18 protein-coding genes are annotated in these 12,313 nt (G+C 61.2%); 8 read left to right on the top strand and 10 right to left on the bottom strand.

Translation table 11 applies throughout. The features are described 5' to 3' along the window. Position 1 precedes the first annotated feature (1 nt). Both OSW16_RS22115 and OSW16_RS22110 read left to right on the top strand, forming a co-directional pair. Positions 2–613 (top strand): superoxide dismutase, encoded by a 612-nt coding sequence (locus OSW16_RS22115; RefSeq protein WP_267818509.1) that lies wholly within the window; start codon positions 2–4, stop codon positions 611–613. Between the two features lie 11 nt (positions 614–624). Next, positions 625–1,518, top strand: a complete 894-nt coding sequence (locus OSW16_RS22110) for a ZIP family metal transporter (RefSeq protein WP_267824089.1) — start codon at positions 625–627, stop codon at positions 1,516–1,518. 104 nt (positions 1,519–1,622) lie between these two features. Here OSW16_RS22110 and OSW16_RS22105 read toward each other — a convergent pair whose 3' ends face one another. The 10 genes from OSW16_RS22105 to OSW16_RS22060 all read right to left on the bottom strand — a co-directional run bounded on the left by OSW16_RS22105 (position 1,623) and on the right by OSW16_RS22060 (position 8,649). Continuing rightward, positions 1,623–1,895 (bottom strand): HPr family phosphocarrier protein, encoded by a 273-nt coding sequence (locus OSW16_RS22105; protein WP_267818507.1) that lies wholly within the window; start codon positions 1,893–1,895, stop codon positions 1,623–1,625. A gap of 20 nt (positions 1,896–1,915) precedes the next feature. Then, positions 1,916–2,770: an RNase adapter RapZ gene (gene rapZ / locus OSW16_RS22100; protein ID WP_241804236.1), complete on the bottom strand. Its 855-nt coding sequence runs from the start codon at positions 2,768–2,770 to the stop codon at positions 1,916–1,918. Between the two features lie 2 nt (positions 2,771–2,772). After that, positions 2,773–3,252: a PTS IIA-like nitrogen regulatory protein PtsN gene (gene ptsN, locus OSW16_RS22095; RefSeq protein ID WP_267818504.1), complete on the bottom strand. Its 480-nt coding sequence runs from the start codon at positions 3,250–3,252 to the stop codon at positions 2,773–2,775. An 11-nt stretch (positions 3,253–3,263) separates the two neighbouring features. After that, positions 3,264–3,572, bottom strand: coding sequence for a ribosome hibernation-promoting factor, HPF/YfiA family (gene hpf, locus OSW16_RS22090; protein WP_241804237.1), 309 nt, complete (start codon positions 3,570–3,572; stop codon positions 3,264–3,266). A gap of 79 nt (positions 3,573–3,651) precedes the next feature. Further along, positions 3,652–5,145 (bottom strand): RNA polymerase factor sigma-54, encoded by a 1,494-nt coding sequence (locus OSW16_RS22085; RefSeq protein WP_267818502.1) that lies wholly within the window; start codon positions 5,143–5,145, stop codon positions 3,652–3,654. A gap of 172 nt (positions 5,146–5,317) precedes the next feature. Beyond that, positions 5,318–6,043 (bottom strand): LPS export ABC transporter ATP-binding protein, encoded by a 726-nt coding sequence (lptB, locus tag OSW16_RS22080; RefSeq protein ID WP_046784445.1) that lies wholly within the window; start codon positions 6,041–6,043, stop codon positions 5,318–5,320. Next, a complete protein-coding gene (gene lptA / locus OSW16_RS22075; RefSeq protein ID WP_012316073.1) occupies positions 6,044–6,568 on the bottom strand; it encodes a lipopolysaccharide transport periplasmic protein LptA in 525 nt (174 codons plus the stop codon). Continuing rightward, entirely contained in the window at positions 6,555–7,127 is a 573-nt protein-coding gene (gene lptC / locus OSW16_RS22070) for an LPS export ABC transporter periplasmic protein LptC (RefSeq protein WP_039604820.1), read from the bottom strand. The genes lptA and lptC overlap by 14 nt, the downstream gene beginning before the upstream one ends. A gap of 7 nt (positions 7,128–7,134) precedes the next feature. Then, a complete protein-coding gene (locus OSW16_RS22065) occupies positions 7,135–7,659 on the bottom strand; it encodes a KdsC family phosphatase (RefSeq protein ID WP_039604821.1) in 525 nt (174 codons plus the stop codon). Between the two features lie 15 nt (positions 7,660–7,674). After that, positions 7,675–8,649, bottom strand: coding sequence for a KpsF/GutQ family sugar-phosphate isomerase (locus OSW16_RS22060; protein WP_267818498.1), 975 nt, complete (start codon positions 8,647–8,649; stop codon positions 7,675–7,677). Positions 8,650–8,896: 247 nt separating this feature from the next. Here OSW16_RS22060 and OSW16_RS22055 point away from each other — a divergent pair, with 247 nt between their 5' ends. The 6 genes from OSW16_RS22055 to OSW16_RS22030 all read left to right on the top strand — a co-directional run bounded on the left by OSW16_RS22055 (position 8,897) and on the right by OSW16_RS22030 (position 12,309). Next, entirely contained in the window at positions 8,897–9,706 is an 810-nt protein-coding gene (locus tag OSW16_RS22055) for an ATP-binding cassette domain-containing protein (protein WP_241804240.1), read from the top strand. After that, positions 9,706–10,503, top strand: a complete 798-nt coding sequence (mlaE, locus tag OSW16_RS22050; protein ID WP_012316068.1) for a lipid asymmetry maintenance ABC transporter permease subunit MlaE — start codon at positions 9,706–9,708, stop codon at positions 10,501–10,503. The genes OSW16_RS22055 and mlaE overlap by 1 nt, the downstream gene beginning before the upstream one ends. Continuing rightward, on the top strand, positions 10,503–10,988 hold the full coding sequence (mlaD, locus tag OSW16_RS22045) for an outer membrane lipid asymmetry maintenance protein MlaD (protein ID WP_241804241.1): 486 nt from the start codon (positions 10,503–10,505) through the stop codon (positions 10,986–10,988). Before mlaE ends, mlaD begins: the two co-directional genes overlap by 1 nt. A 9-nt stretch (positions 10,989–10,997) precedes the next feature. Continuing rightward, positions 10,998–11,651, top strand: coding sequence for an MlaC/ttg2D family ABC transporter substrate-binding protein (locus OSW16_RS22040; protein ID WP_267818495.1), 654 nt, complete (start codon positions 10,998–11,000; stop codon positions 11,649–11,651). After that, complete coding sequence (locus tag OSW16_RS22035; RefSeq protein WP_267818493.1) at positions 11,648–11,950, top strand: STAS domain-containing protein; 303 nt, start codon at positions 11,648–11,650, stop codon at positions 11,948–11,950. Before OSW16_RS22040 ends, OSW16_RS22035 begins: the two co-directional genes overlap by 4 nt. Positions 11,951–12,069: 119 nt before the next feature. Continuing rightward, positions 12,070–12,309, top strand: a complete 240-nt coding sequence (locus OSW16_RS22030) for a BolA family protein (protein ID WP_003255121.1) — start codon at positions 12,070–12,072, stop codon at positions 12,307–12,309. The last annotated feature ends 4 nt before the right edge of the window (positions 12,310–12,313 follow it).

Raw genomic sequence — 12,313 nt, 5'->3', positions numbered from 1 at the left:
TATGTCTCATACCTTGCCTGCTTTGCCCTATGCCTACGATGCGCTGGAACCGCATATCGATACCCAGACCATGGAGATACACCACACCAAGCACCACCAGACTTACGTCAACGGCCTCAATGCTGCGGTCGAAGGTACCCAGTGGGCTGACTGGCCGGTTGAGAAGCTGGTTGCTGCGGTCAAACAGCTACCGGAAAACCTGCGAGGGGCGGTGACCAACCATGGCGGTGGTCACGCCAACCATTCGCTGTTCTGGAAAGTCATGTCGCCCAAGGGCGGCGGCCAGCCACAGGGCTTGGTGGCCAAGGCCATCGAGGCTGAGCTGGGTGGTTTCGAGGCGTTCAAGGAGGCCTTCACCAAAGCCGCGCTGACCCGCTTCGGCAGCGGCTGGGCCTGGCTCAGCGTGAATGGTGAACAGAAACTCGTGGTGGAGAGCAGCGGCAACCAGGACAGCCCGCTGATGCATGGCAACACACCGATCCTCGGCCTGGATGTGTGGGAGCATGCCTACTACTTGAAGTACCAGAACCGTCGCCCGGAATACATTGGGGCTTTCTACAACGTAATTGACTGGGCCGAAGTGGAACGTCGTTATATCGAAGCCAGCCAATGAGTCGGACCGGTATGCGTTCAGAGGTGATGTCTGTCAGTAGTGTGCGCCTGTTCCGGCTGGCACTGGGTACTGTGCTGCTCCTGGTTGGCACGGCCCTGCTGGTGGCCCGGGGCATCGCCTGGCTGGACCTGGATCCGCGCATGTTGCGCGCCCTCGAGGGCGGCGCAGTGTGCGCGCTGGGAACAGCGCTGGGCGCAGTGCCGGTGCTGGTGATTCGTAATATGCCGGTGGCCCTGGCCGATACCTTGTTGGGTTTCGGTGCCGGTGTGATGCTGGCGGCGACGGCGTTCTCGCTGATCATTCCTGGCCTGGATGCCGCTCAGTCCATCGGATTCAGCCCCTGGGGGGCGGGTGGCCTGGTCAGCTTCGGCCTGTTGTTCGGTGCGATGTGCCTGTTCGTCGTCGATCTGAAAGTGTCCGGTGCTTCGCCCGAGGCGTTGGTCGGCACCGGGAACCAACCGGTGATTGCAGCGCGGATCTGGCTGTTCGTGATCGCGATCATCGCTCACAACATCCCCGAAGGCATGGCCATCGGCGTGTCGGCCGGTGGCGGCATGACCGATGCTGACAGCCTCGCCATGGGCATTGCCTTGCAGGATGTTCCCGAAGGGTTGGTCATTGCGCTGGTGCTGGCGGGGGCGGGGATGCCTCGGTTCAAGGCGTTTCTGATCGGTGCGGCGTCGGGGTTGGTGGAACCACTGGCAGCGGTGGTCTGTGCCTGGCTGGTGAATGTCGCCGAGCTGCTGTTACCGTTGGGCCTGGCCTGTGCGGCCGGGGCCATGCTGCTGGTGGTGACCCAGGAAATCATCCCCGAGTCGCGCAGCAATGGGCATCACCGTTTGGCCAGCGTCGGCCTGTGCGTCGGTTTTTGCTTGATGATGGTGATGGACACGGCGATGTCTTGAATTGGCATCAACTGCTCTGTCACCGGTAAGCCGGCCCCCCGAATCGGCAGTCCACGATGAGGGCGTCGGCTTGCCAGCGATGAGGCCAGCCTGGAGTTAGCGGCTTATTCGCCTTCGTCGAAGTAGTTGTTGATCAGGGCTACCAGCGCTTCCAGCGCGTCGTCGTCCTGCTCGCCTTCAGTGTGCAGGTGCACCTGGGTGCCTTTGCCTGCCGCCAACATCATCACGGCCATGATGCTCTTGCCGTCCACCAGCTTGTCTGGTGCGCGGCCCACCCGCACCTGGCAGGGGAAGCGCCCGGCCACGCCGACGAACTTGGCGGCCGCCCGGGCATGCAGGCCCAGCTTGTTGATGATGGTGATTTCGCGGGCGGGCATCGTGGTGCTGATCCTGTGGGCTAGAGGTCGCGGTGGCGGACCTGGACGTTTTTCAGGGACTGTTGCAACAGTTGGCCGAGGCGCTCGGTGAGGTACACCGAGCGGTGGTGGCCGCCTGTGCAGCCAATGGCGATGGTGACATAGGCGCGGTTGCTGGCAGCGAAGCGGGGCAGCCACTTGAGCAGGTAGGTCGAGATGTCGGTAAACATCTCTTCGACATCCGGCTGCGCGGCAAGGTAATCGATAACCGGCTGATCCAGGCCGGAATGCTCACGCAGTTCGGGCTTCCAGTATGGGTTCGGCAGGCAGCGCACATCGAAAACCAGGTCTGCATCGACCGGCATGCCACGCTTGAAGCCGAACGATTCGACCAGGAATGCGGTGCCCGGCTCAGGCTGATTGAGCAGGCGCAACTTGATCGAGTCGCGCAGCTGGTAAAGGTTGAGGCTGGTGGTGTCGATCTTCAGGTCGGCAAGATCGGAGATTGGCCCCAGCAATTCGCTTTCAACGCGGATCGCTTCGGCCAGTGAGCGATCCGCATTCGTCAGCGGATGGCGCCGGCGTGTTTCGGAGAAGCGCTTGAGCAGCGTGTCCTCGTCGGCATCGAGAAACAGCACATCGCACTGGATATGCCGGCCACGCGCTTCGGCGAGCAATTCGGGGAAGCGTGACAGGTGGCTTGGCAGGTTGCGGGCATCGATGGACACTGCCACTTTCGGCTGCAGCAATTCTGTATGGATCAACGCGTTTTCCGCCAACTGCGGCAGCAAGCCGGCAGGGAGGTTATCGATACAGTAAAAGCCGTTGTCTTCCAGCACGTCGAGGGCGGTACTCTTGCCGGAGCCGGACCGGCCGCTGACGATGATCAGGCGCATGTTCAGTGCTCGTTCTGTGCGTCCAGGACTACCTGGTACAGGGCCTCGCTGCTGTTGGCGGCACGCAGGCGCTCGCGAACTTCCTTGCGATCCAGCATGCTGGCGATCTGGCGCAGCAGTTCCAGATGGGCGTCGGTGGCAGCCTCCGGCACCAGCAGGACGAACAGCAGGTCGACAGGCGCGCCATCGATGGCGTCATAGTCGATCGGAGCATCCAGGTGCAGCAGTGCGCTAACGGGCGAAGTGCAGCCTGCGAGGCGGCAGTGAGGTATGGCGATCCCATTGCCGAAGCCTGTGGAGCCGAGCTTTTCACGAGCGATCAGCTTTTCGAAGACGTCTTGCATCTCCAGCTCGGGCATCTTCAGCTCGGTTTTTTGATTGGCAATCAGGTTGGCGACTTTTTCCAAAGCGCGCTTCTTACTGCCACCCGACACGTTCACCAAGGAACGGTCGGGGGTCAGGATGGTTTCAAGTCGGATCATGGATGAGGGGATCAGCGGGCAGCTGCACCTTGCAGCAGACTTTGCTGTTTTTCCTTGTGTTTTTTCAGTTGGCGGTCGAGCTTGTCGGCCAAGGCATCGATCGCTGCATACATGTCTTCGTGTTCGGCGTTGGCAACCACTTCTGAGCCAGGAATCTGCAGGGTCGCTTCGACCTTCTGCTGCAGCTTCTCGACCTTCATGATGACCTGCACGTTAGTGATCTTGTCGAAGTGACTTTCCACCCGGGCGAGCTTTTCAAGCACGTAATCGCGCAGCGGCTGGGTGACTTCTACATGCTGTCCACTGATATTGACTTGCATACAGCTTCTCCTTTGTTGCCCGTGCATAAAGAGGCAGGTCTTGCACCTGCCCCACAAACGCTGTGGCATATCTCAGGCGCTACATCAGTCGCTTGCGCTCACTCGACGGTGCGATGCCGAGGGACTCGCGGTACTTGGCGACGGTGCGACGGGCTACCTGGATGCCTTGTGCCTCCAGTAAACCAGCGATCTTGCTGTCACTCAATGGCTTTTTCTGATTTTCCGCCGCAACCAGTTTCTTGATGATCGCGCGGATTGCCGTGGACGAGCATTCTCCGCCTTCGGAGGTGCTGACGTGGCTGGAGAAAAAGTATTTCAGTTCGTAGATGCCGCGTGGGGTGTGCATGAACTTCTGGGTGGTCACCCGCGAGATGGTCGACTCGTGCATGCCCACGGCTTCGGCGATGTCATGCAACACCAACGGTTTCATGGCCTCGTCACCGTGGTCGAGGAAGCCGCGCTGATGCTCGACGATCTGCGTGGCGACTTTCATCAGCGTTTCGTTGCGGCTTTGCAGGCTCTTGATGAACCAGCGTGCTTCCTGCAACTGATTGCGCATGAAGGTGTTGTCGGCGCTGGTGTCGGCCCGGCGGACGAAGCCGGCGTATTGCGGATTGACCCGCAGGCGCGGGATCGCTTCCTGGTTCAGCTCGACCAGCCAGCGATGACTGTCCTTGCGGACGATTACATCGGGCACCACGTATTCCGGCTCACTGGACTCGATTTGCGAACCTGGGCGCGGGTTGAGGCTCTGAACCAGCTCGATCACCTGGCGCAGTTCGTCTTCCTTGAGCTTCATGCGGCGCATCAGCTGGCTGTAGTCGCGCCCGCCCAACAGGTCGATGAACTCGCTGACCAGGCGTTTGGCCTCGGCCATCCACGGTGTGTTGGCCGGGAGTTGGCGCAGTTGCAGCAACAGGCACTCGCCCAGGTTGCGTGCGCCGACACCTGCTGGCTCGAACTGCTGGATACGGTGCAGTACCGCTTCGACTTCGTCCAGTTCGATGTCCAGCTCCGGATCGAAACCGGCGCAGATCTCTTCGATCGTGTCTTCCAGGTAACCCTGGCCGTTGATGCTGTCGATAAGGGTGACGGCGATCAGGCGGTCGGTATCGGACATCGGTGCCAGGTTCAGTTGCCACAGCAGGTGGCTTTGCAGGCTTTCGCCGGCGGATGTGCGCGTGGTGAAGTCCCACTCGTCGTCATCGTTGCTCGGCAGGCTGCTCGCGCTGGTCTGGTAGATGTCTTCCCAGGCCGTATCGACCGGAAGCTCGTTGGGGATGCGCTCGTTCCACTCACCGTCCTCCAGGTTCTCGGCACTGGCGGTGCTTTCCTGAAAGCTGTTGTCCTGGGCTTCGGCGGCCGGTTTGCTCTCGGCGTTATCCGCCATCGGGTCGCTGTTGTCGAAGTCTTCGCCGTCTTCCTGGCGTTCGAGCATCGGATTGGACTCCAGCGCTTCCTGGATTTCCTGCTGAAGGTCCAGGGTAGAGAGCTGGAGTAGGCGGATGGCCTGTTGCAACTGCGGGGTCATCGTCAGTTGCTGGCCCATTTTTAGGACGAGCGATGGTTTCATGGCAGGGGCTAATACCTTGTTCGCCGGCGCGCATGCGCCATCCACTACACGAGGGCGCCGGAGCGCCAATTTCAAGCAAGTTTTATGCCTTAAATTGTAGCGTTTGCCTAGAGTACTGTAACAACTTAAGCCCATTCAAGGCGCTAAATCAGTGCTCCAGGCGCGTCCTGAATCAGAGCCGGAACTCGTGACCCAGGTAAACTTCCTTGACCAGTTCGTTGGCCAGGATGGTCTGCGCGTCGCCCTCGGCGATCAGTTGCCCGTCGTTGACGATGTAGGCGGTTTCACAGATATCCAGGGTTTCACGCACGTTGTGGTCGGTGATCAGTACACCGATACCCTTGGCCTTGAGGTGGTGGATGATCTGCTTGATGTCACCGACCGAAATCGGGTCGACGCCAGCGAAGGGTTCGTCCAGCAGGATGAACTTGGGGGCTGTCGCCAGGGCGCGTGCGATCTCGACACGGCGACGCTCGCCGCCGGAAAGGCTCATGCCGAGGTTGTCGCGGATGTGGCTGATGTGGAACTCCTGCAGCAGACTCTCCAGCTCCTTGCGACGACCCTCGCGGTCGAGTTCCTTGCGGGTCTCGAGGATGGCCATGATGTTGTCGGCCACCGACAGCTTGCGGAAGATCGAGGCTTCCTGCGGCAGGTAGCCGATGCCGGCGCGTGCACGGCCATGCATGGGCTGGTGGCTGACATCCAGGTTGTCGATGAGGACGCGCCCCTGGTCGGCCTGTACCAGGCCGACGATCATGTAGAAGCAGGTGGTCTTGCCGGCGCCGTTGGGGCCGAGCAGGCCGACGATCTGGCCGCTGTCGATCGACAGGCTGACGTCACGCACGACTTGACGCCCTTTGTAGCTCTTGGCCAGGTGCTGGGCTTTGAGGGTTGCCATTTACTCGGCCTTCTTCTTCGGCTGGATCACCATGTCGATGCGCTGACGTGGCTGGGTCACGTTGCCGCCGCGACCGGCGGTCGCAACCTGGGACTTGGTGTTGTAGACGATCTTTTCGCCTTCGGTGGTGTTGCCTTCGTTTTCGACCTTGGCGCGGTCGGTGAGGATCACTGTGTCCTTCTGCGCCTGATACTGGATGGTCACAGCCCAGCCTTTCATCTTGTCAGGCTTTGCAGCGCTCTGTTGCTGCTCGAAATAAGCCAGGTTGCCCACCGAAGTGACCACGTCGATGTCACCGTTGGCGGCGCGAGTCATGGTCACGGTATTGCCTTTGATCATCATCGAGCCCTGAGTGATGATCACGTCACCGGTGTAGGTGGCTACGCCTTGCTTGTCGTCCAGGTGCGCGTTGTCGGCCTGGATGCGGATAGGCTGGTCACGGTCGGTCGGCAGGGCGAAGGCGCTCGCGCTTCCCAGTGCTGCGCTCAGGCTGAGCAAAAGGGGGAGGGTTTTAACGAGCCTCATACTGTCCTCTTACGTTAGAGAGCAGGTCCATCCTGCCTTCTTTCAAATACGCTTTCATTCCTTTGCCCGTAGTTGTGCCACCGGCGCCGTCGATTCTAACGGCTTGCTCGGTCTGCGCATATTGCTTCTGCGGGAACACGGTCATGCGTGAGCTGGTAATGATGGTTTCACGCTGCTTCTCATCGGTGCGGGCCACGCGCACCTTGTCGATCAGCTCGACCTCGGTGCCGTCCGGGTTGACCTCGGCGCGCACGCTCTGGATGTGCCAGGGGTATTCGGTGCCCCGGTACATGTGCAGGTCGGGCGTGGTCACCAGTGTGACCTCGGTGGCCTTGAGGTGTTCGACCTTGTCGGCGGTCATTTCGTACTGCAGCTTGCCATCTGGCAAGAACTGTACGCTGTGGGCGTTGATCGCATAATAGTCGATCGCGCTTTCGTCGACCTGAGCTACCGGCTTGTCGAGGAAGCTCTCGGGGCTGACATTCCAGTAGCCTATTGCCGCCAGCAGGGCGGCGATCACCGCGAGCAGCGCAATATTGCGGGCTTTCTTGCTGAACATGGGCAACCTACAGGTAGTTGGCGTTGGCAGCGTCCAGGGTGCCCTGGGCCTGCATGATAAGCTCGCAGAACTCGCGAGCGGCACCCTCGCCACCGCGTGCCTGGGTCACGCCGTCGGCGTGCTGGCGAACGAAGGGTGCGGCGTTGGCCACGGCGATACCCAGGCCGACCTTGCGAATGACTGGCAGGTCTGGCAGGTCATCGCCCAGGTACGCGACCTGCTCATAGCTTAGGCCCAGTTCCGCGAGCAGGCCGTCGAGTACCACCAGTTTGTCCTCGCGGCCCTGGAACAGGTGGGGAATGCCGAGGTTTTTCGCGCGACGCTCGACCACCGGGGTCTTGCGTCCGCTGATGATCGCCGTGGTCACCCCCGACGCCATCAGCATCTTGATGCCTTGGCCGTCGAGCGTGTTGAACGTCTTGAATTCGCTGCCATCTTCGAGGAAATAAAGGCGGCCATCGGTGAGCACGCCGTCCACATCGAACACGGCAAGCTTGATGGCCTTGCCGCGCTGCATCAGGTTCTGGGTCATTTGCGTCGTTCTCATTTACATCACGCCTGCGCGCAGCAGGTCGTGCATGTTCAGGGCACCGACCGGGCGGTCGTCCTTGTCCACCACCACCAGGGCGCTGATCTTGTGGTCTTCCATGATCTTCAGGGCTTCGGCGGCGAGCATCTCGGCGCGGGCTGTCTTGCCGTGCACGGTCATGACCTGGTCGATCAGGGTGGTGTGCACGTCGATGTTGCGGTCCAGGCTGCGGCGCAGGTCACCGTCGGTGAAGATGCCGGCCAGCTTGCCGTTCGCTTCGGCGACCACGGTCATGCCCAGGCCTTTGCGGGACATTTCGAGGAGCGCGTCCTTGAGCAGCGTGCCACGTTGTACCTGAGGCAGGTCGGCGCCCGCGTGCATGACGTTCTCGACCTTGAGCAGCAGGCGGCGGCCCAGCGCGCCACCGGGGTGCGAGAAGGCGAAATCTTCTGCGGTAAACCCGCGCGCTTCGAGCAGGGCGATGGCCAGGGCGTCGCCCAGCACCAGTGCTGCGGTGGTCGATGAGGTGGGCGCCAGGTTCAGCGGGCACGCCTCATGGGCGACACGGGCGTCGAGGTTGACCTCGGCGGCCTGGGCCAGTGGCGAGTCGGGGTTGCCGGTCATGCTGATCAGCTGGATGCCCAGGCGCTTGATCAGCGGCAGCAAGGTGACGATTTCGGCGGTGCTGCCGGAGTTGGACAGGGCCAGGATGACGTCGCCACGGGTGATCATGCCCATGTCGCCATGGCTGGCTTCGGCCGGATGCACGAAAAACGCCGGCGTGCCGGTGCTGGCCAGGGTCGCGGCGATCTTGTTGCCGATGTGCCCAGACTTGCCCATGCCGACCACAACGACGCGGCCCTTGCTCGCCAGGATCAGCTCGCAGGCCTTGACGAAGTTGGCATCGATGCTGGCCGTCAAACCTTGTACGGCCTCGATTTCCAGGCGCAGGGTGCGCTGGGCGGACTGGATCAGCTCACTGGATTGGCTCATGTCGAAAAGCAATGCCTGATGAAAAGGCGGCGATTATAGCCGCAATGGAAAAAAGCCTCACCCTTTCGATTGTGCAATGAAAAGAAGTCGTAGCCTGTCGCTGGCCTGAACGACTCGCGCCATGGCCTTGGGGCCACCCTGTCAGCGGTGCTATAGTTCGCCGCTATTCGGCCCGCCAGGGGCGCGTGTGTCTTCACGATGAGGGCCGGCGTCCATTAGGACATGGCTGTACTAGCAAGGAGTCTAGATGAGTGTGGATAGCGCCTACGCGGTCGAGTTGAAGGGCGTCACCTTCAAGCGCGGTTCGCGCAGCATTTTCAGCAATGTCGACATACGCATTCCGCGTGGCAAGGTCACCGGCATCATGGGGCCGTCCGGGTGCGGCAAGACCACGCTGCTGCGCCTGATGGGCGCGCAGTTGCGTCCGTCCGTTGGTGAAGTCTGGGTCGCCGGGCAGAACCTGCCGAGCCTGTCGCGCAGCGACCTGTTCGATGCGCGCAAGCAGATGGGCGTACTGTTCCAGAGCGGTGCCCTGTTCACCGACCTCGATGTGTTCGAGAACGTCGCTTTCCCGCTGCGCGTGCACACCCAGTTGTCGGACGAGATGATCCGCGACATCGTGTTGATGAAATTGCAGGCCGTGGGTTTGCGCGGTGCCATCGATCTGATGCCCGACGAACTGTCCGGCGGCATGAAGCGGCGCGTGGCGCTGGCCCGGGCGATTGCGCTCGATCCGCAGATACTGATGTATGACGAGCCGTTCGTCGGCCAGGACCCGATCGCCATGGGGGTACTGGTGCGCCTGATCCGATTGCTCAATGATGCGCTGGGTATCACCAGCATCGTGGTATCCCACGACCTGGCCGAAACCGCCAGCATCGCCGACTACATCTACGTGGTCGGTGACGGCCAGGTGCTGGGCCAGGGTACGCCCGATGAGCTGATGGGCTCGGACAATCCACGCATTCGCCAGTTCATGAAGGGCGATCCGGACGGCCCTGTGCCATTCCATTTCCCTGCGCCAGACTACCGCGCCGATTTGTTGGGGGCGCGTTGATGCGCAGAAAATCCTTGCTTGAACGTATCCGCCTGTTCGGCCGCTCGGCGATCGACGTGTTGGCCGTGCTCGGGCGTTCCTGCCTGTTCCTGTTCCATGCACTGGTCGGTCGTGGCGGCATCGGCGGCGGCTTCCAGCTGCTGACCAAGCAGCTGTATTCGGTGGGCGTGCTGTCGCTGGCGATCGTCGCGGTGTCCGGTGTGTTCATCGGCATGGTGCTGGCACTGCAGGGGTACAGCATTCTGACCAAGTACGGTTCGGAGCAGGCGGTGGGGCAGATGGTCGCCCTGACCCTGCTGCGCGAGCTGGGGCCGGTGGTCACTGCCTTGCTGTTCGCCGGCCGGGCAGGTTCGGCGCTGACCGCCGAAATCGGCAACATGAAGTCTACCGAGCAGCTGTCGAGCCTCGAAATGATCGGTGTCGACCCGCTCAAGTACATCGTTGCGCCGCGCCTTTGGGCCGGTTTCATCTCGTTGCCGCTGCTGGCGCTGATCTTCAGCGTGGTCGGCATCTGGGGCGGCTCGTGGGTCGCCGTGGACTGGCTGGGCGTCTACGAAGGCTCGTTCTGGGCCAACATGCAGAACAGCGTTTCCTTTACCGATGACGTGCTCAACGGGCTGGTCAAGAGCCTGGTGTTCGCCTTCGTCACGACCTGGATCGCCGTATTCCAAGGGTATGACTGCGAGCCCACCTCAGAAGGGATCAGCCGTGCCACCACCAAGACCGTGGTTTATGCCTCGTTGGCTGTCCTGGGTCTGGACTTTATTCTGACCGCCTTGATGTTTGGAGATTTCTGATGCAAAACCGCACCCTGGAAATCGGTGTCGGCCTGTTCCTTTTGGCCGGGATCCTGGCGTTGCTGCTGCTGGCCCTGCGTGTCAGCGGGCTATCGGCCAGCCCGAGCAGCGATACCTACAAAGTTTACGCCTACTTCGACAATATCGCCGGTTTGACGGTCAGAGCTAAAGTGACCATGGCGGGTGTGACGATCGGCAAGGTCACCGCCATCGATCTGGACCGTGATTCCTACACTGGCCGGGTGACCCTGCAGTTGGACAGCAAAGTCGACAACCTGCCGACAGACTCCACTGCTTCGATCCTGACCGCCGGTCTGCTTGGCGAGAAATACATCGGTATCAGTGTCGGCGGCGAGGAAGAGGTGCTCAAGGATGGCGCAACCATCCATGACACCCAGTCGGCGCTGGTGCTGGAAGATCTGATTGGCAAGTTCCTGCTCAACACCGTGAGCAAGGAACCGAAAGAAGCACAACCGGCTAATTAAGGAGTTTCCATGATTTCGATCCTGCGACGTGGCCTGCTGGTCCTGCTGGCGGCCTTCCCTCTGCTGGCATTGGCAGCGCCCGGGCAGTCTCCGCACGAGGTGGTGCAGGGCACGACCAACGAATTGCTGGGTGACCTCAAATCCAACAAGGAGCAGTACAAGTCCAACCCGCAGGCCTTCTACGATGCGCTCAATCGCATCCTGGGCCCGGTGGTCGATGCCGACGGCATCTCGAAAAGCATCATGACCGTGAAGTACTCGCGCAAGGCCACGCCTGAGCAGATGCAGCGCTTTCAGGAAAACTTCAAGCGCAGCCTGATGCAGTTCTATGGCAACGCCCTGCTGGAGTACAACAACCAGGGCATTACCGTCGACCCGGCCCAGGCTAATGACGGCAAGCGCGCCAGCGTTGGCATGAAGGTGACTGGCAACAACGGCGCCGTGTACCCGGTGCAGTACACTCTGGAAAACCACGGTGGCGAGTGGAAGGTACGTAACGTCATCGTCAACGGTATCAACATCGGCAAGCTGTTCCGCGACCAGTTCGCCGACGCCATGCAGCGCAACGGCAACGACCTGGACAAGACCATCGACGGCTGGGCCGGCGAAGTGGCCAAGGCCAAGGAAGCCGCCGACTCTTCGCCCGAAAAGGCCGTTAAATGAGTGAGGGTGGCGTGAGCATGGCCGAGCCGGGCGTGTTGCGCCTGGTCGGTGTACTGGATTACCGCAGCGGCCCCGCCTTGCGCAAGCAAGGCAAGGCGTTGATCGAGGCTTCCCGCGAGCCACGCCTTATCATCGACTGCACCGCGGTGGAAAAATCTTCCAGTGTCGGTCTGTCGCTGCTCCTGGCGTTCATCCGCGATGGCCAAGCCGGCGGCAAGGCCTGTGAGGTACGCGGGATGCCCGACGACATGCGGGAAATCGCCGAGGTCTATGACCTCGATGAAGTGCTGGCGAGCTGATGGCTTGCCACTGATTGGAGGCCCCTCGGTCAGCGCACGCCCTCGGTGGGCTTCGCAGGCGAGGGGCTTTTTTGTATGATGGCTGACCCGTGCGCATCGGGCGCCGATTGAGGTTGAGCATGCAGGCCGTAGAAGTTAAGAGCTTCCTTGAAGAAAAATTGCCGGGATCCCGGGTCGAAGTTGAAGGCGAAGGCTGCAACTTCCAGTTGAACGTGATCAGCGACGAGTTGGCTGGCCTGAGCCCGGTCAAGCGTCAGCAGGCGATCTATGCTCACCTTAATCCCTGGATCGCCAACGGTAGCATCCATGCAGTAACCATGAAATTTTTCAGCAGCGCAGCCTGGGCTGAGCGCACCTGAGCCA

The organism is Pseudomonas putida (assembly GCF_026625125.1).
Lineage (GTDB): Bacteria > Pseudomonadota > Gammaproteobacteria > Pseudomonadales > Pseudomonadaceae > Aquipseudomonas > Aquipseudomonas putida_X.
This window is presented reverse-complemented; position numbering and strand designations above follow the sequence as displayed.